Annotated in this window: 25 protein-coding genes and 1 pseudogene; 9 read left to right on the top strand and 17 right to left on the bottom strand. The window is 69.0% G+C overall.

The window, feature by feature from the left end; translation table 11 throughout:
• Both EFK10_RS37080 and EFK10_RS53575 read left to right on the top strand, forming a co-directional pair.
• Positions 1 to 322: transposase (locus EFK10_RS37080; RefSeq protein ID WP_206305740.1), on the top strand; the 322-nt coding region annotated here is incomplete at its 5' end.
• Positions 323 to 329: 7 nt separating this feature from the next.
• Positions 330 to 1,007, top strand: a pseudogene (locus EFK10_RS53575) (IS3 family transposase); the annotation flags it as partial.
• A gap of 52 nt (positions 1,008 to 1,059) precedes the next feature.
• Here EFK10_RS53575 and EFK10_RS37070 read toward each other — a convergent pair.
• The 4 genes from EFK10_RS37070 to EFK10_RS37055 all read right to left on the bottom strand — a co-directional run bounded on the left by EFK10_RS37070 (position 1,060) and on the right by EFK10_RS37055 (position 4,375).
• Positions 1,060 to 3,120 carry a recombinase family protein gene (locus tag EFK10_RS37070; RefSeq protein WP_164836306.1) on the bottom strand — a complete coding sequence of 687 codons (2,061 nt, stop codon included), beginning with the start codon at positions 3,118 to 3,120 and terminating at the stop codon, positions 1,060 to 1,062.
• Between the two features lie 24 nt (positions 3,121 to 3,144).
• Entirely contained in the window at positions 3,145 to 3,408 is a 264-nt protein-coding gene (locus EFK10_RS48090; protein ID WP_164836305.1) for a hypothetical protein, read from the bottom strand.
• A 25-nt stretch (positions 3,409 to 3,433) separates the two neighbouring features.
• Positions 3,434 to 3,922 carry a helix-turn-helix domain-containing protein gene (locus tag EFK10_RS37060; RefSeq protein WP_127360038.1) on the bottom strand — a complete coding sequence of 163 codons (489 nt, stop codon included), beginning with the start codon at positions 3,920 to 3,922 and terminating at the stop codon, positions 3,434 to 3,436.
• A 174-nt stretch (positions 3,923 to 4,096) separates the two neighbouring features.
• Positions 4,097 to 4,375, bottom strand: coding sequence for a DUF5372 family protein (locus EFK10_RS37055; protein ID WP_206305739.1), 279 nt, complete (start codon positions 4,373 to 4,375; stop codon positions 4,097 to 4,099).
• A 2-nt stretch (positions 4,376 to 4,377) separates the two neighbouring features.
• Here EFK10_RS37055 and EFK10_RS52360 point away from each other — a divergent pair, with 2 nt between their 5' ends.
• Positions 4,378 to 4,632 (top strand): IS3 family transposase, encoded by a 255-nt coding sequence (locus EFK10_RS52360; protein ID WP_407647224.1) that lies wholly within the window; start codon positions 4,378 to 4,380, stop codon positions 4,630 to 4,632.
• Positions 4,633 to 4,723: 91 nt separating this feature from the next.
• Here EFK10_RS52360 and EFK10_RS37045 read toward each other — a convergent pair whose 3' ends face one another.
• Positions 4,724 to 6,286 carry a recombinase family protein gene (locus tag EFK10_RS37045; RefSeq protein ID WP_127360036.1) on the bottom strand — a complete coding sequence of 521 codons (1,563 nt, stop codon included), beginning with the start codon at positions 6,284 to 6,286 and terminating at the stop codon, positions 4,724 to 4,726.
• A 21-nt stretch (positions 6,287 to 6,307) separates the two neighbouring features.
• Between EFK10_RS37045 and EFK10_RS37040 the strand changes: the two genes are divergently transcribed.
• Entirely contained in the window at positions 6,308 to 6,790 is a 483-nt protein-coding gene (locus tag EFK10_RS37040) for an alpha-ketoglutarate-dependent dioxygenase AlkB family protein (RefSeq protein WP_127360035.1), read from the top strand.
• Between the two features lie 27 nt (positions 6,791 to 6,817).
• On the opposite strand, the gene EFK10_RS37035 is transcribed toward EFK10_RS37040, so the two are convergent.
• The 3 genes from EFK10_RS37035 to EFK10_RS37025 all read right to left on the bottom strand — a co-directional run bounded on the left by EFK10_RS37035 (position 6,818) and on the right by EFK10_RS37025 (position 9,123).
• Positions 6,818 to 8,284 carry a DEAD/DEAH box helicase gene (locus tag EFK10_RS37035; protein WP_127360034.1) on the bottom strand — a complete coding sequence of 489 codons (1,467 nt, stop codon included), beginning with the start codon at positions 8,282 to 8,284 and terminating at the stop codon, positions 6,818 to 6,820.
• 272 nt (positions 8,285 to 8,556) lie between these two features.
• Positions 8,557 to 8,760, bottom strand: coding sequence for a cold-shock protein (locus EFK10_RS37030; RefSeq protein WP_007383480.1), 204 nt, complete (start codon positions 8,758 to 8,760; stop codon positions 8,557 to 8,559).
• Positions 8,761 to 8,940: 180 nt separating this feature from the next.
• On the bottom strand, positions 8,941 to 9,123 hold the full coding sequence (locus tag EFK10_RS37025) for a hypothetical protein (RefSeq protein ID WP_127360033.1): 183 nt from the start codon (positions 9,121 to 9,123) through the stop codon (positions 8,941 to 8,943).
• A gap of 117 nt (positions 9,124 to 9,240) precedes the next feature.
• On the opposite strand from EFK10_RS37025, the gene EFK10_RS37020 reads away from it, so the two are divergent.
• Genes EFK10_RS37020 through fxsT form a run of 4 tightly spaced genes read left to right on the top strand, consistent with a single transcriptional unit; the run spans position 9,241 to position 17,211 of the window.
• Positions 9,241 to 10,233, top strand: coding sequence for an effector-associated domain 2-containing protein (locus tag EFK10_RS37020; protein ID WP_322973454.1), 993 nt, complete (start codon positions 9,241 to 9,243; stop codon positions 10,231 to 10,233).
• Positions 10,230 to 11,708, top strand: coding sequence for a VMAP-C domain-containing protein (locus EFK10_RS37015; RefSeq protein WP_240677700.1), 1,479 nt, complete (start codon positions 10,230 to 10,232; stop codon positions 11,706 to 11,708). Before EFK10_RS37020 ends, EFK10_RS37015 begins: the two co-directional genes overlap by 4 nt.
• On the top strand, positions 11,705 to 12,832 hold the full coding sequence (locus EFK10_RS37010) for an AAA family ATPase (protein ID WP_127360030.1): 1,128 nt from the start codon (positions 11,705 to 11,707) through the stop codon (positions 12,830 to 12,832). Before EFK10_RS37015 ends, EFK10_RS37010 begins: the two co-directional genes overlap by 4 nt.
• Positions 12,829 to 17,211 carry an FxSxx-COOH system tetratricopeptide repeat protein gene (gene fxsT, locus EFK10_RS37005; RefSeq protein ID WP_127360029.1) on the top strand — a complete coding sequence of 1,461 codons (4,383 nt, stop codon included), beginning with the start codon at positions 12,829 to 12,831 and terminating at the stop codon, positions 17,209 to 17,211. Before EFK10_RS37010 ends, fxsT begins: the two co-directional genes overlap by 4 nt.
• Here the strand turns inward: fxsT and EFK10_RS37000 are convergent.
• The 3 genes from EFK10_RS37000 to EFK10_RS36990 are packed head-to-tail and all read right to left on the bottom strand — an operon-like array spanning position 17,170 to position 19,729.
• Complete coding sequence (locus EFK10_RS37000; protein ID WP_127360028.1) at positions 17,170 to 19,047, bottom strand: aKG-HExxH-type peptide beta-hydroxylase; 1,878 nt, start codon at positions 19,045 to 19,047, stop codon at positions 17,170 to 17,172. The two genes, fxsT and EFK10_RS37000, sit on opposite strands and share 42 nt — an antisense overlap.
• A gap of 3 nt (positions 19,048 to 19,050) precedes the next feature.
• The gene (locus EFK10_RS36995; RefSeq protein WP_127360027.1) at positions 19,051 to 19,266 is read right to left on the bottom strand and encodes a hypothetical protein; all 216 of its coding nucleotides are present in this window, start codon (positions 19,264 to 19,266) and stop codon (positions 19,051 to 19,053) included.
• A gap of 58 nt (positions 19,267 to 19,324) precedes the next feature.
• Positions 19,325 to 19,729, bottom strand: coding sequence for an ATP-binding protein (locus EFK10_RS36990; RefSeq protein WP_127360026.1), 405 nt, complete (start codon positions 19,727 to 19,729; stop codon positions 19,325 to 19,327).
• Positions 19,730 to 19,795: 66 nt separating this feature from the next.
• Between EFK10_RS36990 and EFK10_RS52915 the strand changes: the two genes are divergently transcribed.
• Positions 19,796 to 19,891: a DUF397 domain-containing protein gene (locus tag EFK10_RS52915; RefSeq protein ID WP_127360025.1), complete on the top strand. Its 96-nt coding sequence runs from the start codon at positions 19,796 to 19,798 to the stop codon at positions 19,889 to 19,891.
• Here the strand turns inward: EFK10_RS52915 and EFK10_RS36980 are convergent.
• The 6 genes from EFK10_RS36980 to EFK10_RS36955 all read right to left on the bottom strand — a co-directional run bounded on the left by EFK10_RS36980 (position 19,860) and on the right by EFK10_RS36955 (position 25,175).
• A complete protein-coding gene (locus EFK10_RS36980; RefSeq protein WP_127360024.1) occupies positions 19,860 to 20,288 on the bottom strand; it encodes a VanZ family protein in 429 nt (142 codons plus the stop codon). The genes EFK10_RS52915 and EFK10_RS36980 overlap by 32 nt on opposite strands.
• A 381-nt stretch (positions 20,289 to 20,669) precedes the next feature.
• Entirely contained in the window at positions 20,670 to 20,858 is a 189-nt protein-coding gene (locus EFK10_RS52910) for an NAD(P)H-binding protein (RefSeq protein ID WP_127360023.1), read from the bottom strand.
• A gap of 278 nt (positions 20,859 to 21,136) precedes the next feature.
• Positions 21,137 to 21,643: an ATP-binding protein gene (locus EFK10_RS36970; protein ID WP_127360022.1), complete on the bottom strand. Its 507-nt coding sequence runs from the start codon at positions 21,641 to 21,643 to the stop codon at positions 21,137 to 21,139.
• A gap of 261 nt (positions 21,644 to 21,904) precedes the next feature.
• Positions 21,905 to 22,672, bottom strand: a complete 768-nt coding sequence (locus EFK10_RS36965) for an enoyl-CoA hydratase/isomerase family protein (protein ID WP_127360021.1) — start codon at positions 22,670 to 22,672, stop codon at positions 21,905 to 21,907.
• Positions 22,673 to 22,726: 54 nt separating this feature from the next.
• Positions 22,727 to 23,905 (bottom strand): L,D-transpeptidase, encoded by a 1,179-nt coding sequence (locus EFK10_RS36960; protein WP_127360044.1) that lies wholly within the window; start codon positions 23,903 to 23,905, stop codon positions 22,727 to 22,729.
• A gap of 199 nt (positions 23,906 to 24,104) precedes the next feature.
• Positions 24,105 to 25,175 (bottom strand): L,D-transpeptidase, encoded by a 1,071-nt coding sequence (locus tag EFK10_RS36955; RefSeq protein WP_322973453.1) that lies wholly within the window; start codon positions 25,173 to 25,175, stop codon positions 24,105 to 24,107.
• Positions 25,176 to 25,177 lie beyond the last annotated feature (2 nt).

Genomic DNA, 25,177 nt, shown 5'->3' with positions numbered 1-25,177 from the left:
GAAGCAGTCCAGGTTGAGTGGCAAGAGCAGCATGAGCAAGCGGTACACGGCCGAGTTCAAGCGCGACGCGATCGCTCTCGTCCGTTCGTCGCCGCATCGGAACGTCACCGAGATCGCCCGGGAGCTGGGGGTCAGCCCCGAAGGACTTCGCGGCTGGGTCAAGCAGGCGAAAATCGACCGGGGCGAGGGGCCCTCGGGCGCGCTGACCAGCGATGAGCGCGACGAGCTTCGGCGCCTGCGCCGCGAGCTGGCCGAGGTCAAGAAGGCGAACGAGATCTTGGTAAAAGCCGCGGCCTTCTTCGCGAAGGAGATCGTGAAGTAGGCGATGCGTGCCTCTTCATCGATGCGGAGAAGGCCACCGAGGACAACCCCGATGGCTACAGCGTCGCGCGGCTGTGCCGCGTGCTGGGCATCAACCGCTCCACCTACTACGCGTGGCTCGCGTCGCGGCCCGACGCCGTCGAACGGCGGTGCGCCGAGGACGAGTTGGCCGGACAGATCCGCGCCATCCACGTGACGTCCCGAGGCGCCTACGGGGCCCCCGCGTGCACGCCGAGCTCCGCCGAAAGGGCTACGCGATCAACCGGAAGAAGGTCGAGCGGATCATGCGGGAACGCGACATCCGCGGTATCACCCGCCGCAAGCGCCGGCATCTGACGAAGCAGGACACCAAGGCCGCCCCGGCCCCGGACCTGGTCGGCCGCGACTTCACCGCCGACACGCCCGGCACGAAACTCGTCGGGGACATCACGTATCTGCCGACCATCGAGGGCTGGTGGTATCTCGCGACCGTCATCGACCTGGCGACCCGGGAGGTGATCGGGTACGCGATGGCCGACCACCACCGTGCCGAACTGGTCACCGACGCGCTGCGCATGGCCGCCGGCCGCGGCGACCTGCAGCGCGGCTGCATCATGCACACCGACCGCGGCAGCGAGTACACCAGTGGTGAATTCCGCCGCGAGATAAGCAAGTTGAACCTGAGGCAGAGCATGGGACGAACCGGCATATGTTATGATAAACACTTGTCATCACACTGCACCTCTTCTCCTATCGGGTTCACTTTGAGGGTGTTGTGGCCGGTCGGCGGCGGTCGAGGCGGATGCCTTGCTGGACGCGGGGCGGGTTGGGGCCCGGCGGCGGGTAGAGGCAGGCGTTCTTGTCGTTGTACTTCTCGCCCTCGATCAGTCCGGCCCGGTGCCACTTCCAGACGGTCGGGACGCTGACATCGAGGAGTACGGCGAGTTCGGGGGCGGTCAGCAGGCCGCGGTCGCGCAGGCGGTCGTGGCGGTTGCGGAGTTGGTAGTTCTCACGGATGTCGCGGACCAGAAGGCGGTGGAAGGAGCATCCCTTGCCGCTGGTCAGGCCGCGCTGGTTGAGGATGTCGGCGATCTCGGCGTCGGTGTGGTGCTCGAGGAGTTCGTCGATCGCGGCCACGACCGGACGCGGGGTCTGCCACAGCTTGCCGCCGCCCAGCGGCAACGGAAGGTGGAGGGTGTGGGTCTGGCCGGCGCTGAACCGGACGTGGACAGTGATGTCGTCGTCCTTGATCAGGGTGACGTCCTTGATCAGCAGGCGGGCGATGCGCTTGCGCTCGCGCATCGGGGTGGCCGGATCGTGCCACAGAGCCTTCACGTCACCGGCGAGGCGGGCGAGTTGTTCGCGGGTTGCCTGCTGACGCGGGGCGGCCAGGGTGCGGGCGCGTTCGACGTCGGTCCGGGCGATGGCCACCTCGCGCAGGGTCGCGTTCCAGTCGGCCTCTAGCGAGTCGGCGACCAGGCGGTTGTCCGGGTCGACCGCGAGATAGCGTCGTTTGGCCAGGTCGGCCCGGTACTGGGCGCGCTGGAGATGCGTCGTGCGCATCCGGTCGGCCTCGGTGGCGCGTGCGGTGATCTCATCGCTGACCGTCAGGGCCGTCTCCACCGCGAGCGGGGTGAGCATCTGCAGCAGGAGTTCGGCCACGGCCGCCTCGATGCTGGGTCCGGGAATGCGCTGGCAGACCTGTCCGCCGTCCTGAATCGCGTGGGTCATGCACCGGTAGTCGCTGACCTCGTGGTCGTGGCGGAGGTGGTAGGCGATGGTCATCCGCCGCCCGCAGCGGCCGCAGACCGCCATGCCCTGCAGGAGCGCGGTGCCCTCGCGCGGCGGGCCCGCCCGCCGGTCGTCCCCGCGGGTCGCGGCCTGCGCCTGGAGCTGGGCGAGGTTGTTCTCCCACTGTTCGAAGGAGAGGTAGCCCGCGTGATGATCGGGGATCAGGGTGTCCCACTGCTCTCGCGGCAGCAGCTGGATGCGGACCTTGCCGTGGACGTCGTGGCGGACCTTGCGGCGTCCGTAGCAGAACGCCCCGGCATAGAGCGGGTTGTGCAGGACGTTCAGGACCTGCCAGTGCTTCAGCGGACCCCAGACCAGGTCGCCCTTGCGCGGGCCGGTGCGGATCCGGGAGGGGAAAGTCAGCTGATCGGCGGCGAAGGATTTGACGACCTGACGGGCCGAGCCGGTGGCCGCGAACAGGCTCAGCACCCGCTCGATCACCTCGCGCACGGCGGCGTCGGGGTCCTTGACGATACGGTCGGCATAGTCGTGGACATAGCCGACCGGCAGGCCCTGCTTGAGTTCGCCGCGGCGGGCCTTGGCCAGCTGCCCACCCCGCAACCGGGCTTTGAGCAGGTGCAGTTCGGCCTCGGACATGGTGCCCTTCATGCCCAGCACGAGACGGTCGTTGAAGGTGAGGGGATCGTACAGACCGTCCTCGTCCAAGATCAGCGTCCCGGTCAGCGCGCAGATCTCCAGCAGCCGGTGCCAGTCGGTGTTGTTCCGCGCGAGGCGGGACACCTCCAGGCCCAGCACGATCCCGGCGCGTCCCATGGTCACCTCGGCGACCAGGTGCTGGAAGCCGTCCCGGCCGCTGATCGAGGCCCCCGAGCGGCCCTGATCGCTGTCGATCACCGTGATCTGGTCGTCCTCCCAGCCCAGGGCGACGGCCCGGCCGCGCAGGGCGTACTGCCGCTGCGTGGACTCGGTGTTGTTCACGACCTGCTTCAGCGAACTCTGCCGGACATACAGATAAGCGCCCCGCCGAAGATGATCAGCACTCACCTTGCCCGTCGATTCCGTCGCCATCACCCGCTCCTCCCATCCTGTGTCTCAGCCGTCACGACAGCCACCGCCTGCGGCGGCCAGCACCATCTGCGCGAGTACCTGCACCAACTCCCCGGCCTCCGGGCCCCGGTCCACCGTCGGCGGGATGGTCCGGTGAGCAGGAAGCGCCGCCGCCGGGACCAGGGCCACCGCGAGAAGCCAGGCAGCCATTCCCGAGCGGGCCAGCACCGCCCAGCCATGCCGCGAGCTACCGTCCGGACCGCCGAGCACCGCGGCCCGCAGATCCTCATACCGCCGAGCCAGCTCCACGGCTCCCGCCGGCTCACCCACCGGTTCAGAGGCAATGAGGTTCCTCCTGAGACCGCGACTCGCGGCGCCTGACCAGCGCTTTCTCCACCGAACGTGGATGCACCGTGAGCCCGAAGCGCTCGAGTGCGGCTTCCGCCAACTGCCGTGAGCGGAGCGAGGAGTCGGCCTCGAGCAGCCCCTCGATGAACTCCATCACCTCGTCGGTGAGCTTGCGCGGCCCCTTCGGCCCCGGCTTGCCCGGCACCAGTGCCGCCGGCCCGCCCGCATCCAGCGCGGCAGCGATCACATAGAAACTCTGGCGACAGAACCCGAACTGAGCCGCCGCCTGCGTCACCGGCACCTTGTCGACCCGCACCCGGCGCACCATCTCGTACTTGACCTGCACCAAGTCGTACGGATCGAGGAACACCGAGCGGGCGAATACCTCGTCCACGACCGCCTGCGGACGCGGGTTCAACGTCCGAGAAGCCGCCAATGCGGTCATCTTGCCCCGCTCCAGGCCCTTCGCCGCCATGTCGCCTCCCCTTCGGATTTAATGTCTCAAGAATCCGGCCGTGAGTCGTTACCCCCAAGGGCGCATCCCAGCCCAGAAGAAGCACAAGGAGCAGGTCACAGCGGCGGACGTACCTCCGCACGCCCCCACCGGTGAGCACGCGCGCCCGCCGCAGCGGCCCGATTCCCACGACGGTCACGGCGTCATCTCCCCAACACCGCTGAGCCCTTGATCACGGAAACGTTCCACCAGATCCGCGAGCGCGCACAGATCCTCGGCCCGGAACGGACACCGGCCCGCAGCCGTTACCACGAACACATCGACCGGCGCGACATCCGTCCACTCCACCGGAAACGAGCAGCGACGACCCGCCGAATCCAGCACCAGGACGACATCCCCGCGCCACGAGTTCATCCGCTCGAGGAACTCGAAGACCTCCCCGCTCCGCGGATGGAACGGATGAATCAACCGCACAGATCCATCGTCACCACGGCGAACGAGCGCATTCGACGGCTCACGACAACGCCGCGGCCGAGAGCTTCTTTGGATTGCTCAAAGCGGAGATCGGTACCACCATGTGGGAGAGCCGCGAGGCGGCCCGAGCCGACGTCTTCCGCTTCATCGAGGTCGAGTACAACCGCACCAGGCTCCGCAAGCACCCCGAGTTCGGGTACCTCACCCCACTCGAAACCCGAGCCAGGCTACGACACGACTTCACCCCCGCAGCGTAAGCACCCGCTGTCCAAGATCGGGGGGGAACTTCAAAGTGACAGAACAGCCCCTGACGTGGATCCGAACGTCAGGGGCCGTTATGCGTCGCTGCTAGAGCAGCGCCTGACGGAGCGCGTCCTCCGTCGCGTCCTCCTCCGGGTCGACCTGATCGCCCACACTGAACGTGAGCCGCGACTCGTCAAGGGCGCCAGTGTCTCCGTTTCCGCCCACCACGAGGCGTACCGTCACACCCGCGGAGAGCAGTAGCCCGCGGCGTACTAGGTCGTCATCGTTGGCGAGCCAGGCCTCCGCGAACGTGCGGCTCCCGTAGATGCGTTCCGTGCTCGACGGGATCACCTCCGCCTCTTCCAGCGTGGCGAGCCGTGCCTCCAGTGCCTGCGCACGGTCGCGCCACTCCTGCTGTCCAGCTTTGGACTTGAAGAGGTCGCGGTCCTTCATGTGCTCCTTCAGCTCAGCCTGGACCGCCTCCATCTCCGCTGTCGGGTCGTACCCGCCGTGAGTGACGTCGGTGTACTCGCGGAAGAAGCCCAGCGTCTCCATGTACTTCCGGCCGGCGTACTCCTCCACCCAATCGGCGCGTACGGAAGGCTTGTGCGGGCATTGGCCTCCGCGGGCCCGCCCAGTGCATTCGTACCGGGGCTTAGCTGTCGGCCGGCTCTTTGGCGGAGGCTTCCGGTACATGCGTCCCTCGCAGTGTCCGCAGTGCAAGACACCTAGCAGCATGGCCTTCGTGTCCTTGCGGGTGAGCCCTGCAGTGCTGCTGGTCCGCTCGGATAGCTGCGCCTGTATGGCGTCGTACGTCTCCCTCTCCAAAATAGGGGGACCTACCTGACGCGGGGCGCCCGTGGCCAGGTCGCGCAAGGGGTTGCCCTTGTGCATCAGTTGCCCGAGGACGGCGGGGGACGTCAGGATGTGCCGAACCGTCGTGTCCATCCAAATGGACCCCGCCTCTTCACGCTGCGCCCGACGTCGCACGTGGTCCCGGGGAGCCGGCGTCTTCTCGTTCTCCGTGAGCTTGCGCGCGATCTCAGCAATTGAAGCGCCCTCCAGGACACGACGCGCCATCCACTGAACCGTGACAGACGCCTCCGGGTCCGCCTCCAGGACGTAACCCGGTCCCTTTGGGTTCTTAGCGAGCTGGTAGCCGTACGGGGGCTGACCTCCAGGCCACCGGGTCATGGAGCGCATGGCTGCACGTGCTCCAGTGACGCGCTCCTGGATCGCTTGCGCCTCCATCTGTGCTGCGAAGGCCAGGAGGAGCATGATCAGCTCTCCGAAGGGACTCCCCATGTCCAGCTCGAATACGCCGCCGGCTGGCCCTTCGGCGAACACGAGCCGCTTCTTGTGTGCCTTCGCCCACTTGGCCAGCTCGGCCATGTCCCCCATCGACCGAACAGCGCGGTCCAGGCGCCACCAAATGATGGCGTCGAACTCTGAGGGTCGCTGCAGCCAATCGCCTAGCTGCGGGCGGTCGAAGGGGCTTACCTTCGAGGCGCTCACGTTGAGGTCTTCAGCCCAACCTATGATGACCAGCCCCAAAGCCTCAGCCGCGGTCTCATCGGCTTCCCGTTGTCGACCTGGCGACGTCGTGTGGTCGTGGTTGGCAGAGAGCCTGATGGCAGCAAGGGCTCGCGTACCCATAGCAGTTGGCATTTCCGTATGCTACTCGATTAAGTGCCCGGCTGGCACTGGCAGCCGTACGCATCGGCGGACGACGTGAACGGCCGGCGCGTCGCCGAATTCCCGGACTGGCTGGCCGATCTGGGCCGCCGGGCGCTGGTGGAGGCGTACGAGGACGAGACGGCCGGGGACGGCTACGCGCCCGACACGGCGCTGATCAACTTCTACGACAGCCAGGCCAAGCTCGGCATGCACCAGGACAAGGACGAACGCTCCAGCGCCCCCGTGGTGTCCCTCACCATCGGTGACAGCTGCGTCTTCCGCTTCGGCAACACCGAAACCCGCACCAAGCCCTACACCGACCTCGAACTCGCCTCGGGCGACCTCTTCGTCTTCGGCGGCCCCTCGCGCTACGCCTACCACGCAGTCCCGAAGATCCACCCCGGCACCGGCGACCCCGCCACCGGTCTGGCCTCCGGCCGCCTCAACATCACCATGCGCGTCACCGGCCTGAACGACGGACAGGCGCGCCCGTGACCACGGGCGCGCCTGTCAGCGGGGTTGTTACGCGGCGGCGGACCTGCGGGGTGCGGAACGCTCCGGCTTGCCGCCACCCGCACGGCGGGCCTGCGAGGAGCGGCTGCGGCGGCCACGGGAGGAGGCGGCGCTGCGCTGCGGGCGCTCCGGGGCAGGGGTGCTGATGGTGACCGGGATGCCGGACGGGGCTTGCGCACCGGTGATCCGGGTCAGCTCGGCCTCGCCGGAGCGGACCTCGGTGGTACGCGGGGTGATGCCGGCGGAAGCCATCAGACGGGCCATGTCACGGCGCTGGTTGGGCATCACCAGGGTGACGACCATGCCGGACTCCCCCGCGCGGGCGGTGCGGCCGCCACGGTGCAGGTAGTCCTTGTGGTCGGTCGGCGGGTCGACGTTGACGACCAGGTCGAGGTTGTCGACGTGGATGCCGCGGGCGGCGACATTGGTGGCCACCAGCACGTTGACGTGCCCGTCCTTGAACTGGGCGAGGGTGCGGGTGCGCTGCGGCTGGGACTTGCCGCCGTGCAGCGCCGCCGCCCGCACGCCACTGGCCAGCAGGTCCTTGGTGAGCCGGTCGACGGCGTGCTTGGTGTCCAGGAACAGCAGCACCCGGCCGTCGCGGGCCGCGATCTCGGTGGTCGTGGCGTGCTTGTCCGCGCTGTGGACGTGCAGCACGTGGTGCTCCATGGTGGTGACCGCGCCGGCCGAGGGGTCCACGGAGTGAACCACCGGGTCGTGCAGGTACTGGCGTACCAGCCGGTCGACATTACGGTCCAGGGTGGCCGAGAACAGCATCCGCTGCCCGTCCGGGCGGACCTGGTCGAGCAGCGCCGTGACCTGCGGCATGAAGCCCATGTCGGCCATCTGGTCGGCCTCGTCCAGGACGGTGATCCCGACCCGGTCCAGGCGGCAGTCGCCCCGGTCGATCAGGTCCTTGAGGCGTCCGGGAGTGGCGACGACGACCTCGGCGCCGCCCCGCAGGGCGCTCGCCTGGCGGCCGATGGACAGACCGCCGACCACGGTGGCCAGCCGTAGCTTCAGCGACTGCGCGTACGGAGTGAGGGCGTCGGTGACCTGCTGGGCCAGCTCGCGGGTGGGAACGAGGATCAGGGCGACCGGCTGCCGGGGCTGGGCACGCTGTCCGGCGGTGCGGGCCAGCAGCGCGAGGCCGAAGGCGAGGGTCTTGCCGGAGCCGGTGCGGCCACGGCCGAGGACGTCACGGCCGGCCAGCGAGTTGGGCAGCGTGGCCGCTTGGATCGGGAACGGCTCGGTCACGCCCTGGTTGGTGAGCGTCGTCAGCAGTTCGGACGGCATGTCCAGGTCGGCGAAGGCGGCGACGGCCGGCAGCGCGGGGGTGATGGTGACCGGCATCGCGAACTCGCCCTGCACGGCGGCGGGACGGCGGCCGGGGGCACGCCCCGGGTTGCGTCCGGCGGAAGCACCACCGGAACGGTTACGGGAATAGGAGCTGTTCGAACGTGTGGTGCGGTTCAACGGAGAACCCTCCTCGATGCGGCGCGGTCGAGGGAGTCTCGGCGGCCGGCAGCCGCGCAAGGAATCGCAAGAACGAGCCGAAAACAAAAAACGGAAACGAACCCGGGACGGGAACAGCCCGCGCCGATCGCTGGTGAGCGGCCGGCGGCCGGCGGCCGGCCCGGAACGGGCCGCCGTTCGGCGCGAAAGTGTGCTGTGGCGGTCTGCCGCCACTGGCAAAGCGGAGGGCCCGCACCGGTGGTGCGGGCCCTGCTGCGAGGCGCTGGTCAGCGTCAGGCCGGAACGATGTTCTCGGCCTGCGGGCCCTTCTGGCCCTGCGTGACGTCGAAGGTCACCTTCTGACCTTCCTGCAGCTCGCGGAAGCCGGAGGTGGCGATGTTCGAGTAGTGGGCGAAGACGTCAGCGCCGCCACCGTCCTGCTCGATGAAGCCGAAACCCTTTTCCGCGTTGAACCACTTCACGGTGCCACTGGCCATGTCAATCTCCTTCGATAGGGGGCAAAACCGGAATCCGCGTGTGCTGATTCCGCGTCGCCGCATTGACCCATCCGGAGATGACCGGCAAAAGAAATGCGCCCGACGGTCACAACCGGTCAGGCGCACACAAACTTCATGGGTACCAAAACTGCAACTGACGTAAAGGTACCACGGACGGGCTCAGATGCGGTCGCGCCGCCGCCGCTCACGGCCGTACAGGCCGACCACGGCGAGGATCAGGCCGCCGGTGATCATCTGCTGGTCGGCGGAGGAGAGCTGGGCGGCGCTGAGCAGGAGCGCGACGACGGACAGGACGAGCGCGCCGAGGACCGTGCGCCAGTAGTCGCCACGGCCGCCGAACATCGTGCCGCCGACGAGCCGGATCCAACAGACCCCTGACCCCTGAATTCCGGATCCCGCTCGTACACTGGGCTCAGCTGGTGCGGGGGACGTGTGTGACGCTCGGGGGAGACGATCGCTGTGGGGCCGGAACGAGGTCAGGTGCGGGTGTTGTCCCCGGACGGCGCGTTATGGGGAGCCGGCGTTCTGGTGGCGCCCCGCGGGACCACGGCGCATGTGCTGACCTGCGCCCATGTCGTCACCGCCGCTCTTGGCGGGCCCTGCGGCGAGCTGGTCGTCGACCTCCCCGGGCGGGCCTGGTCCGCCCCGGCACGCCCGCTGGCGGAGGGGTGGTCCCCCACGCCGCCGCCGGGCGAGCCCGCCCCGGGCGCGGCGCTCGCCGACAGCGGTGACTTCGCCGTCCTCGTCCTCGGGGCCGGACACCCCCACCTCCCGCGTGGCTGCGGGCCGTTGCCCCTCGCGCCCTGCGGCATCCCGGACGACCGGCGGGTCGCGGTCATCGGCTACCCGCGCGGCGCCCCGGCCGGCCTCATCGCCACGGCCCGGGTCACCGGCGGCGGCGGTCCCTGCCCGGAGTGGGTGCAGCTCGACGGCCTGCGGACCACCGGCGCCGTGGTGGAGCGCGGCTTCAGCGGTGCGGCCGTGTGGGACCCGGTCCGCCGGCGCGTCATCGGCCTCATCACCGCCGCCCACACCAACCGCACCGTCAAGGTCGCCTGGATGCTGCCCGTCGAGGCTGCCGTCCGCCTCTGGCCGCCCCTCGCCGGCGCGGTACGCCCCCCGATCCCCCGGCCCTGCACTCCCCCGACCGTCGAGCAGCAGTACCAACTCGCCGACGCCCTCTTGGACGTACCCCAGATCGGCTACGACTCCGGTCGCACCCTCCGCGACGCCCTCCCCCCGGCCGTCCGCCGCAACATCCCGGACCACCCCTGGCCGCGCCAGCAGCTCCAGGCCCTCGTCCGGACCTGCGCCGATCACCAGGACGGCTGCCCCGCGCTACGTGCCGCCGTCCTGAATCTGGGCGGCGATTCGGTGTCGGCGCGGGCGGCGGTGGACATCCTTGATCGCATCTGTTGTGTCGGCGAGTCCGGATCGGAGGGCGGTGCATGACGGTCGCCCAGCGGGGACTGCCGAGGTATCTGGTGGACGCGGTCACCGACGTCGGCTGTCTGAATGAACTGGAGACACTGCGTCAGCTCGTCCACCGCCTGGGCCGCGAGTCACGGTCCGCCCTCGACAGCACGGCCGGCACCTCTCAGCGGGGCCTCATCGTCAAGCTGATGGAGGAGCTGTGCGAACGGCCGGCGGGGCTCGCCCTGCTGGTGGAGAGCCTGGAGATGCGCGAGGGCAACTCGACCGCCATCCGGAAGCTCAAAGTGGCCACCGCCGCCTGGGAGGTGGAGCTTCTGGACAACGAGGAGTGGGACGAGCTCTTCGGCCTCCTGGACGGCGTGCGCATTCCCGACCTGTACCGCCGCTACTGCGACTTCCTGCACGCCCACGGTCGCCTCATCGCCCCCGTCCACTGCATGGAGCCCTGGGCGGTCTTCCTGCACGCCGCCACGCTGAACGCCCGGCCCGGTGAACCGCTGCCCTGCTTCCTGGTGCTGCAACAGCTGCTGGCGCTGGGGGCGGAGGGCGAGCAGCAGCTGAGGATCATCGAATGGGCTCAGGACCACGACCCTTACCGAGCTGCCGAGGGCCCACCGGCGCCGCCCGTCGAGAAGTCCCCGCCGTCGGACCGTACCGATGTCTGGAGCCCCTCGGACTATCTCATCATCCGGCTCAGGCCACTGCTGGACACCACATCGGGAAGCGATACTCTCCTCTCCCACTGGAGGCGAGTGCATCCGGAGAACCAGCTCCGGGGCGCGGACCGCCGGATCGAGTTGAGCAACGCAGAGAGGGAGGTACGGACCCTGATCCACCAGGCCGAGAGCGAATGGGCGTACTTCCTGAAGACCGATCTCGCGGTGGAGTTCGTGCTGCCCCGGGACCTTCTCCACCTGCGTGTGGAACGATGGCGCAAGTCTTCATTCCAAGGGGTGGGCGGAGTGCTGGGGGAAGATCATCAAGTCGTCGTGCGCAGTCTCGACCGGCTGAATCGCCGTGATCTGCACGGCCGTTGGGGCAGACGATGGGACGCCTTCACGGAGGGGCGCGCGGGGCGCGTCCACTGGTTCCCCGAGGACGGCAGGCCGCATCTGCTCTCCGATCCCCCGCCCGCGGTCGTCGTACTCAGCAAGCCGCCCGAAGGCGCGCGAGGCGAACCGGGGGCGCGTGGATACCTGGACGAACTGGGAGAGGCGCTGAGAGTCGGGGTTCCTGTTGTGCTGTGGGACCGCAGGGACGGGGAGGACCCGGATTTCCGCGCGGCTCTCCGAGCCCTGCTGGACCGTCAGGATCCACGCGGATTACCAGGAGTTGTCAAGGCGTTGCGAATAGCATCCACCGACCGCGATCCTGAAGGGGATGTGATTGTCGGCCGCCATGTCGCTCTTCTGTGGGACGACCCGAGCCGGATGCCTGTCGCGCCCGCGGGCACTTCGACGGTACCTCCCACAGCTGGGGAGGAGGGTCCTTGACGCTTCCTGACGACGTTCCCGTACCGGTTCCCGGCCCTCGTGGTGCGGCCCGGCCCCGCTGGTGGATCTACCGGGGGACCGGCGAACGGCTGCACGACACCACACTGGGCGACCTCCTGCCTCCTCCTCCGCCCTGGAGGCGCTTCGAGGGCGGCCCGGTCCTTCCACCGCCGCCGGACGACGAAGCCGAGACCGTACGCCGTCTGGGCGTGGGGAACCCCGTCCGGGCATTCTCCGAATTCGCCCGCCGCGAGGCCGAGATGGTCAACGCCGCACTGCTGCTGCGCCGCCCCCTGCTCGTCAGCGGCCGCCCGGGCACCGGCAAGTCCAGCCTCGCGTACCGCATCAGCCGCGAATTACGTCTCGGCCGGGTCCTGCGCTGGCACATCACCAGCCGCTCCACCCTCCAGCGTGGCTTGTACGAGTACGACGCCATCGGCCGCGTCCAGGACACCGCGGCCCTGCGCGCGGCAGCCGGCGACACCCCTTCCGACGGGCATGAGGACCGCACCTCGCCACCGGGGGTCGGCGACTACATCCAGCTCGGTCCGCTGGGCACCGCCCTCCTGCCGTACGGCGAACCACGGGTCCTGCTGATTGACGAGCTGGACAAGAGCGACCTCGATCTCGCCAACGACCTGCTCAGCGTTTTCGAGGAAGGCTCCTTCACCATCCCGGAACTCCTGCGCGCCCGGCGCAGGCACCCGTCCGTCAAGGTCCTGACCGACGACTCCGAAGGCGAGGCCGAGATCACCGGCGGAACGGTGGCCTGCAACGCCTTCCCCATCGTCATCATGACCTCAAACAGCGAACGCGAGTTCCCGCCGGCTTTCCTGCGCCGGTGCCTCCTGCTCACCATGCCCGAGCCCGACGAGCGCGACCTCGCCGACATGCTCACCGCACACTTCGGCATCGAGGCGGCCGAGCAGTGGGGCGGCCCCCTGATCTCCCGGTTCCTCGAACGGAGCCGGGAGCGCGGCGGACTGTCCATCGATCAGCTGCTCAACTCGCTCTACCTCGCCACCTCGCACCGCAGCGGCGGCCAGGACGGCGACGGACTGGATCTGGCGGAAGCGCTGTGGCACCGGCTCGACGGGAGTGGTCCCGGAACGAGGCCCGGATGACCGGCCCGCCGGAGGGTCCGTCACCGCACCCGTCCTGGTCGGAGCTGTTGGACGCGGTGTATCTGGCTGCGTGCCAGGACGCGGCGGCGCCCTACCGGGACTGGCGGCCCTCACGCACGACCGACCGCCCTACGCCCCCGCCCCCGGCTCCCCTCAGCGACGTCCCGGACCGCTCCACGGTGGGGAACGGCAAGGACCCCCGCGATGACCGGGCCGGGCACGACACATCCGCCATGGCAAGGGGCCCCGCCGGGCGCGAGGACACTCATGACAACGGTGCGCGCCCCGAAGGACCCGGTGAGAGCGCGCCCGCGGGCCCGTACGACGACGAGGACACCGCCATCGCCCAGGAGACGGCGGGCTGGCCCGAACCCTGGACCATCCTCCCGCGACCGGAAGCGGACCCGGTCTGGCCTGCGACCCCGCCCCTGGCCCACGGACTCGCCCTGGCGCGCGCCCTGCGGCCGCTGCGGTTACGACGACCCTCGCCCGGCGCCTGGGAGCTTGACGAGGAGGCCACCGCCGAGCGTGCCGCGGCGGAGGATCTCTGGCTGCCGATCTGCCGCCCCGCCGATGAGCGTCGCCTCGATCTGACCGTTCTCGTGGACGCAGGCCCTTCGATGGCGCTGTGGCAGGACACGGTGCGTCAGATCCGGGCACTGATGGAGCAGACCGCCGCCTTCCGCGCCATCAGCACGTCGCGCCTCGACATCACGGCTGCGGGTTCCGTCTTACGCGCAAACGGGACGGCCTTCGGCTCGGGCGGGTCCGCCCCCGACAGCCTGGTACTGGTGATCACCGACGGCGTCGCCGAGGCCTGGCGCAACGGCGACGCGGCCGCCTACCTGTACTCGTCGGCACAGACCTCCCCCACCGCCGTACTCAGCCTGCTGCCGCAGGAAATGTGGGAGATCACCCTCCCCACCGCCGTCAGGGCGCAACTGGCCGTCCACGATGCGGCCGTACCGAACCGGCTCTTCCGATTGGGCCGCACCAGCACCCCGACCTCGGTCCTCGGTGATCCGCTCCCGACCAGGTCCGGCGCGTCAGCGCCGGTGCCCGTGCCCTTGCTGGAGTTGACGCCCGGATCGCTGGCACGCTGGGCGCGGCTGGTGGCCTCTCCCGGCGGCCGCCACGATCTGGCGGTGCTCCTCACCAGCCGCCACGGCGACCCGGAGGCACGGTCCCACCACAGCACCACCTTGCCCCGTCCACTGCCCGGACGGGCCCGCGAGACGGTGAGGCGTTTCACCGCCAAGGCGTCCCCCACAGCCTTCGCCCTGGCCCGGCGGCTGGCCGCCGCCCCGCTCAACCTGCCCGTCATGCGCCTGATCCAGCGCATGCTGCCCGGCGCGGAGGACTGGAACCTCGCCGAGATCATGCTGTTCGGCCTGTTACGGCGGACGGACCAGGGCAGTGACGTGGAGGACGCCCAGCAGGTCTCCTTCGACTTCACCGACGGAGTCAGGGAGGAACTGCTCGGGCTCGGTACGCGTGCGGAGACGATGAGCGTTCTCCGGCGGGTCTCCACCCACCTGGGACCGCGACTGGCCTCCTCCGTCGCCGGCGGCGACGCCCTGGTCGCCTGGCAGGCGGATGCCGCCGACCCTCCGGTGAATGACCGGACCCGGCCCTTCGTCCGGCCGCTGCACTCGGCTCTGTGCGCGCTTTCCGGTCCGTACCTCACGCGTGCCAACCGGCTCAGCCGGCTGCTCCATGAGGAGGCGATCACGCCCAAGGCGTCGCTCCTACCAGCCAGAATGACACACGGTCATCCTTCGACTACGTTGGATTCACCCTTTCCTGTGCCCAGTCAGCAGGAGCCGCCCCCGCCAACAGCCCCAGGAGGTTCCGTGTCCACCGCGTCACAGTCCGTCACCCCTATAAAGCAGACAGGGACACAGTCACGCCTCTGGGGGAACGTGCCGCAAAGGAATCGGAACTTCACGGGCCGCGAGGACCTCCTCGACCGATTGCGCCAGCGTTTGACGACCGGCGTGACCGCCGTCCTTCCCGAGGCGTTGCACGGCATGGGAGGCGTCGGGAAATCCCAGATCGCCATCGAACATGTGTACAGAAACAGCAGGGACTACCAACTGATCTGGTGGATCCCATCCGAACAGACCAACCTGATCGTGCAATCCCTGATCGAACTCGGGGAACAGATGGGACTGCGGGCAGGCGCCGACCGAAGCGCCGTGCCCGCGGTCCTGGAGGCGTTGCGGGTCGGAGAACCCTACTCGAACTGGCTCCTGGTCTTCGACAACGCGGAGAACCCGCATGAGGTCCGGCAGTTCTTCCCGAATGACGGGCCGGGACGGGTAATGGTCACGTCCCGCAATTCGCAATGGTCGCACCTGGCCAGTTCCCTTGAGGTCGATGTGTTTGCACGTGAGGAGAGCGTCGCCCTGATCAGGCGGCGCAGCCCACAGATTCCCGACGATGCCGCCGACCGGCTGGCCGAATCGCTCGGTGACCTGCCGCTTGCCGTGGAGCAGGCCGCCGTGTGGCTGGCCGAGACGGGCATGCCGGTCCATCAGTACCTGGATCTGTTCGAAACCAAATACGCGGAGCTGCTCCAGGTCGATCCGCCCGCGGACTACGATCTACCCGTCGCGGCGGCCTGGAACGTCTCCCTGGACCGCCTTCGCGAGGACTATCCCTCGGCCCTTCAGCTTCTCCAGGTCTGCGCCTTCTTCGCACCGGAACCGATCGACTGGGACATCTTCTCGGCGGTACGTGGCGTGGCGGCACCCCCCGCCCTGCGTGCCACGCTGGACGACCCGATCAAACTCGGCCGCGCGGTTCGCGAGATCGGCCGGTACGCACTCGCCCGGATCGACCACCGGAAGTCGACCATCCAGGTCCACCGTCTGGTGCAGCGGGTTCTCATCGAGCAGATGAACAGCGCGGAGCGCGCCGAAATGCGCCACTGCGCCCACGAAATCCTTGCCAACTCCGACCCCAGGAACCCCCAGCGTTCCCTCGAATGGCCCCGCTATTCGGCGCTGCTGCCGCATGTCCGGACCTCCAGGATGGTCGAGTGCGAGGACCCATGGGTCCGGGAACTGGTACTCAACGAGTCACGCTTCCTCGTCGCCCGCAGCGACTACGCGGAGGCGCTCGATGTCGCCGAGGAGGCCGCGGGAATCTGGCGGCGGCTGCTCGGTGACGACCACGAGCACGTCATCGCGGTGGACCAGGTCCGTGCCCAGTCGCTCCGCTGGCTCAACCGCTACAGCGAGGCGTACGAGCTCCAGTCGGAGCTGGTCGAACGCTGCCGCAGGGTGCTCGGCGAGCGCCATGAGGCCACCCAGCGCGCACTGAGCTTTCTCGCGATCCTGCTCCGGGCACGCGGCGACTTCTACCGCGCCCGCGAACTCGACCAGCAGGCCTATGAGACAACGCTCCGGGAGTTCGGCGCCGACGACCCTGGCACGCTGCTGGCCGCTCACAACTACGCGGTCAGCCTCCGTCTCGCCGCCGACGTCGAGGAGGCCTACCGGCTCGACGAGGACACCTACCAGCGCAGGGTCGAGGTGCTGGGTGACGACCATCTGCAGACGCTCCTCAGCCTGCACTGCCTCTACATCGACCTTCAAGAACTCGGCCGCTACGAGGCCGCATTGGAGGGTGGGGAGAAGCTGAGGGACAGGGTGCTCATCATGCTCGGCGAGGAACACTCAATGACCACATGGGTGTCCCGTGAGCTGTCGGTCACCCGCCGCAAACTCGGTGACCACGACGGAGCGCTGGCGCTGTCCTCAAGGGTCCTGGACCTGTATCGCACCAAGCGCAGGGACGACCTGGTGGGCGTCGCCTGGGCCTCGCTCAACCACGCCACCGACCTCCGACAGGCCGGCGACCTGACCGGGGCCGAGGCGCTCGGCCGGCAGGCCATGGAACAGTGCCGCGGGCTGTTGGGCGAGGAGCACCCGCACACCTACGCCACCGCCACCAACCTGGCGGTGACACTCCGTCTGCTCGGTCGGATCGCCGAGGCCCATGAGCTCGACGAGGCGGCCGTGAACGGACTGAGCCGGGTCCTGAGCCCCACCCACCCCCGTACTCTTCTCGTCCGGACCAATCTCGCAAGCGATCTCGCCGCGCTCAGCGAGACCCAGCAGGCCCACGACATCGGTGTCGAGTTGCTCGAACGAAGCACCGAGCGGCGTGGCGAGACCCACCCGACGTCGCTGGCCATCGGCCTCAACCTCTCCTACGACCTCAAGGCCCTGGGCGAGACCGCCAAGGCCAAGGAGCTCTACGACAGGGTGTTGGCGTCCTTCCGCGCGGTGCTGGGGCCCAATCACCAGGCGACGCTGGATGCGGGCCAATCACGGCGGGCCAACTGCGACATCGACATGCTGAGCATCTGACCCGGACCTCCGGTTGCCGAGGCGCGAGCCGAGCCATTGGGCGAGTTCCTCGGGGCCGGGCGGCTCCGCACCGATGCGGGCCAGGGCGGCGTGGAGCGCCAGGACGAGTTCCGGGCGCTCCACCAGGGGGGACGCCGGCCATTCCGCCGCCAGACCCACGCCGGTCCAGGCTCCGGGGGTGGGGTCCGCCCGCCGGAAGCGCTCCAGCGCCTCCTCGGTGTCCCCGGCCACCAACGCCGCGTCGGCAGGCGTGGCTCCTGCCGTCCCCCACGGGTTGACGGCCCCGGCGGCGAGGTCGGACCGCACCCGGTCGAAGGCTTCCCGGTCGTCCAACCACAGCCTGGCCAGCCAGGTTCTCGCACCGCCCCGCGACGTGGACCGGGTCGCGAGAGCGCGCCCCGCGGGCAGCGAGACGGGCGGCGGACAGCCGGATAACCAGCGCCGGGCGAGGTCATCGGCCTCGCTCTCCCCCACCGTCAGGTGCGCTGCCCGCCAGCCTGCCCACAGATCGCGACAGCACAGCTGCGCGAGCCGCCCCGGCGCCCCCTCCACCGGTTCCGTCCACCAGCGCGCCGATGATTCGGCCAGCGCCGAGACGACGTATGCGCCGGCCGGCGTAAGGCCGGGCGCATTGCGCAGAGCGGCCAGCGCCGTACGCAGCTGCCACCGGTGGAGGGCGAACTCGAAGTCCGCCCGCTCGCCCTCGAGCGGGCGGCGTTCGCGCCAGAAGGACGTCACTCCGGCGAAGGCGTGTGCGCCGTACAGCAGTCCGCGCAGCGGCCGGGGGTCCTCCCGCCACGGAGCGAAGTACACGGGCTCCGGCCCGTCCCGCAGCGGTACGAACAGCGGAGTCAGATCGCCGACAGCGGTGAGCAACTGGTGTCGCGCCTCATGAATCAGCGTGGCGGCGAGCACCGAGGCGTCCGAGGGCCTCGAGATCATGACCAGGCCGTAGGCATCTGGCACGGACACGCTGATGGGCCGTAAGACACTGGGGGCGTCGGCGGGGACCAGCGACCGCACGGTTCCGGCCACCATGCGGTGCGCGTCGGGATCCCCCTGACCCAGTCGCACGAAGGAGTCCGCGGCCATGATGTGCCAGGCCCGGAGTGCCTCCTGCGACAGCTCCACGGGATCGCTGAGGGAACGGAAGTCCCGGTAAGGCGAGAGGTGGTCCAGCATCACTCCGCCGGCCGCGCCCTCCTGCGCCCCGACGCGGATACGCGGCAGCGGTGACCAGCCCTCGGCGGGGCGCGACAGGTCGTCCGGCAGCCGCACCGAACCGCTGTCGCCAAAGACCACCGTTCCGCTCGGGCCGCACTCCACGCCCACGACCGCCCAGTCCCCACGGCCCACCCTGCCGGTCAGCCCGAGAGAGGGCAGCCAGAGCTGTCCGTCCCGGGCCGGGACGCGCAGCGAGCACCGGGCACGAGCCCGTATCGCGGCGGCAGCGGCCAGCGAGCCGAGCAGGGTGGCTCCGGCCCACGCCGGAGCGTCGGTCGGGGTGACCACCGCTCCGTGCGTCAGCCTCCGTAACAGCTGGAACGCCCAGGCGCCGACCGTCGGATCGTGGAGAACAGCTTCCACGGCCTCCGGGGCGGAGTGCTGCATGGTGCCCAGCAGAGCCCATGCGGTGGCGGGACGCGTGGCGGGCACGTCATCACGGGGCCGCCCCTCGTCCGGATGCTTGGCAAGCTCAAGGATGGCCGCGAGCGCCAGCAGGAGACGGCTGCGCTGCGCCGACACCAGCAATGCGAGATCTGTCTCGTCCACCTCACCGGTGGCAACGGCAAAAAGCGTCCGCAGCGGCAGCCGGTAGGGCTCAGCACTGATCAACTGTCAAGGCCGGGCACCGGTCTGCGCCCAAGGCGCGCTCCCGCACGGCGCGGTCATCTCGCCCTGACACAGTGGTGTGGAGGCATCCGCCAGCCGATGCCGCAGCGCGGCGAGTGCGCCCGGCAGACCACCTACCTCCTTCAGTTCGTCCAGGGACACACCCGACAGGTCGATGAGGTCCGACCGCAGGCTCTCGGTGGTTCCTGCCGTATACGCCATCCCCCCATGGTGACCGAAGCGCCCCCGTGGGGGAAGACCCACTCCGGCCAGCACGCCGCTACCCCCGCAGGGCGAACTCGCACCACACGATCTTGCCGGGGCCCCGCGCCCCGACGCCCCACTTGTCGGACAGCGCCTCGACGAGCGCCAGACCGCGCCCCGACTCGTCGGCCACCTCGGGGATGCGCGGACGGCCACCGCCGCTGTCGTGCAGTTCGACCCGCAGCAGCGCCTCCGGCTCCAGGCGCAGCCGGAGGCGGAAACCGCGCCCGGGCGGCACGCCGTGCAGCAGCGCGTTGGTCGCCAACTCGCTCACGCAGAGCACGATGTCGTCGACCCGGTCGGCGGCCACGCCCCAGTCGCTCAGAACGTGCTTGGTCAACTCGCGGGCCGCCGCTACGGATCGGCGGGTCCGTGGGTAGAAGTACTCGCGACAGCCGGAGTGTTCACATTCCTCAGTCATTCATCAAGCGTCGCTCTCTGTCACTAGGATCATGTCGAGGTCGCCGCCCACCCCGACGCCGTCCATATGCGCGACTCCAAGGACCCCGCCGTGGGCGCCCTTACGTTCAGTCCGGCCGCATGGGCGGCCCTCACGTCGTTTGCAGCATCCGGCTCCCGCTGACGACTCGCCGCACGCTCGCGTACAGCGTGTACGCGAGCGACGCCCCGGCCGTGTTGAGGATGAGGTCGTCCACGTCGAAGCTGCGGCCGGTGAGCAGAAACCCCTGAATCGTCTCGACCAGCAGCATCGCGGCGCCGGTCACCAGGGTGACCTGGCGGAGGCCGTCGAGGCGACGGGAGGCGAGGGGGAGGAGTATGCCGAGAGGGGCGCACAGCAGAAGGTTTCCGCCGATCTCCAGGAGGAAGGTCGAGATCGACGAGTGGTCGATGTAAAAGCGGATCGTGCGTCCCGGCACGACGTTGTTGTACGTGACATCCGCCGCGGAAGCGACGGGAATGAGAGTTACCTGAGCGAGGGCGATCGCGTAAAGCAGCAAGGCGATGCGGCTCTTGCGCATGCCACCCCCTCCCCTTTCATGAGAATCCGCTCATCAACTGTTAAGTAGTCGCCCCCTCCGGGGCGAGGCGGGCCCGCGGCGTCTCGGCCGCACGCCCGCCTCGTGATGCCTGGGCGGCTACCAGCAGGAGCCGTCAGCCACCGATGGGGCGGCGGCGCTCCTTCTTGGTGGCCTTCTTGGTGACCTTCTTGTCCTCGTCCTTCTTGTGCTTCTTGACGGGGACGATCTTGTTGAGAGCCATGGTCTTCTCCTTGGGCGAGTGGTTGGTTCTTGTTTTCCGTCTCCGCCTTTCGGCTTCGACATGTAAAACAATACGCGCTGAATTCGCCGACGCCCACCAAATCCGGTTAGATAACGGTGAATTAGAGGTAAGAGGGTTTCTCAGTCTCCGGTTGCTTTTACCGGAAATAGCTGTGACAGAATCACAACATAACCGCAGTACTCCCGAAGGCGACCGCGTGGTCCAGGGCGGCGCGCCAGCGCCCGTAAGGCAACGCCCTCGGTCGACAGCAGCTCGGCGACGAGGTGGCGGCCCACTTTTCCGGTGGCGCCGGTAACGAGAATCTTCATGCCGTTGACGATGCAATCTCAACCAAGGTCCAGGTCAAGCTGTTCCGTTCGGCGCGCTTGGCGCGGTCAGGACATGAGGGCGAGGAGGCACCCTGACCAGCGTTTGCAAGGCAAGTGGGGGATCACACCCGTGGATGATTAGGCCGGGCAAGCCGGGTCGCGTACAGTGGGAGCAGTCGCGGCCCCACCCCCCTGGCCCGCGGCCGACAGAAGAGGCTCCCGTTGCGTCGCACAACGTCGCAGGGGGCCTCTTCGGTTTTGGTCGGGGGTCAGCAGTCTCAGCGGTCGATGACGCGCATCTCGAACCAGGTGGTCTTGCCGCGCGGCAGCAGGTCAACGCCCCACCGGTCGGCGAGCTTGTCGACGAGGAAAAGGCCCCGGCCGCTGACGTCCAACTCCCGCACCGGCATGAGGCAGGGCAGGGCGCGCGAGGGGTCGCGGACCTCGACGCGGATCCAGCCGCGACGGCGGAGCAGGCGGAGGCCGACCGTGCGGGCGCCGGTGTGGCGTACGGCGTTGCCGACCAGCTCGGAGACGAGGAGTTCGACGACCTCGTTCAGCTGGGGCATGGCCCAGGCCTTGAGGACCGACAGTACGAGCCGGCGCGCGGCGCCGGCGGACTCGGGGCGGGAGGTGAGCGGTACTTCGTCGACAGAGGGATCGCCGATCAGATCAAGGAATGTTGCGACGACGTCGTCCATCGCCATGGGCACCGCCGTCGGCACCCATCCCGCAGGGGGTACGGTCACCCACTGCGGTCGCTCCGATGCTCCCTGCCCCGCCATGCCTTCATGATGGCCGTACCAGCGGTAATTGGGGGCGGTTCGGCGGAATTCACCTTCCGGAATCTTTGCTTCCTCGCGGGGGTGGGGGCATATGCCGAGGGCACTGATGGGTCGCGTACAACCCGGGTGAACTGGGGCGTTGTGGCACGAGATGATCGCAAAGGCATCGCAGGGCGCAGGCGGCCTTAAGGCTCACTTAAGGCTGGTTTAAGGCCGCCGTACGCCGCTGCTGTCCGTTACGGGCCTCCACCGGGCCGCCGTCTAGCGGAACTTGGCCTTCCCCGGGCCCTCATCGACGAAGCTGCGCATGCCGGTCGCACGATCCTCCGTGGCGAACAGCCCGGCGAACAGCGCGCGTTCGATGGCCAGACCGGTGTCGAGGTCGGTCTCCAGGCCGGCGTCCACCGCCTCCTTCGCGGCTCGCAGTGCGACCGCGGGGCCCTTCGCCAGCCGCTCCGCCCAGGCACGCGCCTCGGCGTACACCTGGTCGGCCGGGACCACCTTGTCGACCAGGCCGATGGCCAGGGCCTCGTCGGCACGGACCTGGCGGCCGGTGAAGATCAGGTCCTTGGCCCTGGACGGCCCGACGAGACGGGCGAGGCGCTGGGTGCCGCCCGCGCCCGGGATCAGGCCGAGCAGGATCTCGGGCTGGCCGAGCTTGGCGTTGTCGGCGGCGATACGGATGTCGGCGCACAGCGCCAGCTCGCAACCGCCGCCGAGGGCGTAGCCGGTGACGGCTGCCACGACGGGCTTGGGGATGCGGGCGACGGCCGTGAAGGAGTCCTGCAGGTCCCTGCCGCGTACGGCCATGGCCTCGTAGTCCATGGCCTGCATCTCCTTGATGTCCGCGCCGGCCGCGAACACCTTCTCTCCGCCCCAGACGATGACGGCACGTACGTCATCGCGGCGCGAAGCCTCCTCGGCGGCCGCGCGGAGCCCGTCCTGCGTGGCGATGTCCAGGGCGTTCATCGGCGGACGGTCCAGGCGGATCGTGCCGACACCCTCGTCGACCTCAAGGTTCACTGTCATGGCCGACGAGGGTAGTCGTGAACGGGCGTTTACGCTGCGGTCTGGATCACCACGTCAGGATGCCTTGATCCAATCGGACCAGTCCATGTTCCAGCCGTTGAGGCCGTTGTACCAGGCGACCGTCTTGTCGTTGGAGTTCTTGACCTGGACGACGTCGCCGATGATCGAGTTGGTGTAGAACCAGTACGCCGGGGTGCTGGTGTCGTTGGCGCCCTTGGTGTCCCGCAGACCGACGCAGCCGTGGCTGACATTGCTGGAGCCGAAGACCGACGAGCTGGCCCAGTAGTTGCCGTGGATGAAGGTGCCGGAGGTGGTCAGGCGCATCGCGTGCGGCACGTCGGGGATGTCGTACTGGCCCTGGTAGCCGACGGTGGCACCGTCCATCCGCTTGGTCTTGTACTTCTCGGTGATGACCATCTTGCCGTTGTACGTGGTCTTGCCCGGCGCGCCCGAGGTGATCGGGACGGTCTTGATCAGCTTGCCGCTGCGGTAGACCTTCATCGTGTCCTTGGCGGCGTCGACGATGCTGACCTGGCTGCGGCCGACCGTGAAGTGCACGTCCTTGGACTGGGTGCCGTAGGTGCCGGAGGCGCCCTTCACACCGTTGAGGTGCAGGCTGAGCGTGATCTTGGTGCCGGCGGCCCAGTAGTTCTTGGGGCGGAAGTCGATGCGCTGGTTGCCGTACCAGTGGCCGACGACGTCGACGGCGGGGCTGGCGGTGACCTTGACGGCCTTTTCGATCGCCTTCTTGTCGGTGATCGCGTGGTTGAAGTTGAGGGAAACCTCCATACCGGTGCCGACGGTCTGGCCGTTCTCCGGCGTGTAGTAGCCGATGAAGGTGGCCTTCGGCGTGACCGTACGGAAGGTCGTGTGCTTGGTCGTCGTACCGCCGGCGCTGTCCTTGGCGGTCGCGTCGACGGTGTACTTGGTGTTGGCGGCCAGGGTGCCCGACGGCTCCCAGCCGGTGCCGCCGCCGGCTATCGCGCCGTCGACCTTGTTGCCCTTGCTGTCCTTGACCACGACCGTCGTCAGCGTGCCCTTGGCGGCCGTGACCTTCAGGACGCCGGAGGTCTCGACGCCGTCGGCGCCGTCCTTGGGCGTCACGCTCACCACAGCCTTTGACACGGGCGACGCGGACGCGCTGTCCTGCGCGGTGGCGCCGGCGCCGTTCTTGCCGCCGCTGCTCCCGCTGTTGCTGTCGTTCCCCCCGCACGCCGTGGCCACCAGCATCATCGTTCCGATGACCAGGGCCAGAATGGTCTTTCTGGCCCCCGGCACCGTCCGTATCGGCTTCAACTCGTATCTCCCCATACCCGGTCAGCTCTGGGGTCAGATAACCACATGAACCTGGGAAGCAGCACCGAGCTGTGTCACCGTTCCGCACCAGTTGGATCAGGAGGGAACGGCGGGGATCGCCGTGGATCATGAGGGCTCAGCCGGCGAGCCAGTCCTCCCACGACAGATTCCAGCCACCGAGCCCGTTGTCCGGGGAGACCGTGCGGTCATGGGAGTTGACGACCTCCACGACATCCCCCACCAGCGAATGCTCGAAGAGCCACCCGGCGGGGGTGGCGTTCCCGCCGCCCTTCACGTCGGACAGCCCGACGCAGCCGTGGCTGGTGTTCTCCTGTCCGAAGACGGACCGCGCCGCCCAGTAACTGCCGTGCACAAAAGTCCCGGAGCGGGTCAGGCGCATGGCGTGCGGCACGTCCGGGATGTCGTACTCACCGCCGAAGCCGACCGTGTCGCCGTTCATCCGGGTCAGCCGCAGCTTCTCGGAGATGACCATCTTCCCGTTGTACGTGGGGCTGGACGGGCCGCCCGCCGAAACCGGCAGCACGCGCAGCACCTGGCTGCCGCGCCGTACGGTCATGGTGTGCGCGTCCGCGTCGACCAGGTCCGTCTGGTCCCGGCCGACGGTGAAGGCCACGTCCTTGGACTGCGTCCCGTACACCCCCGGCGCGCCCTCCACATCGCGCAGCCGCAGCCGCAGCGTGACCCGGGTCCCCGGCGCCCAGTACTGCTCGGGGCGGAAGTCCAGGCGGCCGCTGCCGAACCAGTGCGGGGCGACCTCGACGGCGGGCTCGGAGGTGACCGAGATCGCGCGCTCGACGGCGGCGCGGTCGGTGACCGGGCGGTTGAAGGTGAGCGAGACGATCATGCCGGTGCCGACGGTGGAGCCCTCTTCCGGCGTGAAGTAGCCGACGAGGGTGTTCTTCGGCACGAGCGTGGTGAAAACGGCGTGCTTGGCGGCCCGTCGGCCGTCCGCGTCCACGGCGTAGGCGTCCACGGTGTACTTCGTCGACAGCGCAAGGCGATTGGCGGGCTCCGGCCGCCAGGTGTGCCCGCCGGCCGAGATCCTTCCGCCGACCTCCTTGCCGTCCGCGTCCACGGCCCGTACGGAGGTCAGCGTGCCCTCGTCCGCCTCCACGGTGAAGGGGTCGTCCGGGCGGACGTCCCGCGCGCCGTCCCTCGGCGTGATCAGGATCCGGGCGCTGGACACCA

The sequence above is a fragment of the Streptomyces soli genome (assembly GCF_003999195.1).
Taxonomy (GTDB): Bacteria; Actinomycetota; Actinomycetes; order Streptomycetales; family Streptomycetaceae; genus Actinacidiphila; species Actinacidiphila soli.
Note: the sequence above shows the minus strand (reverse complement) of the source record. Positions and strands in the feature narration are given on the sequence as shown.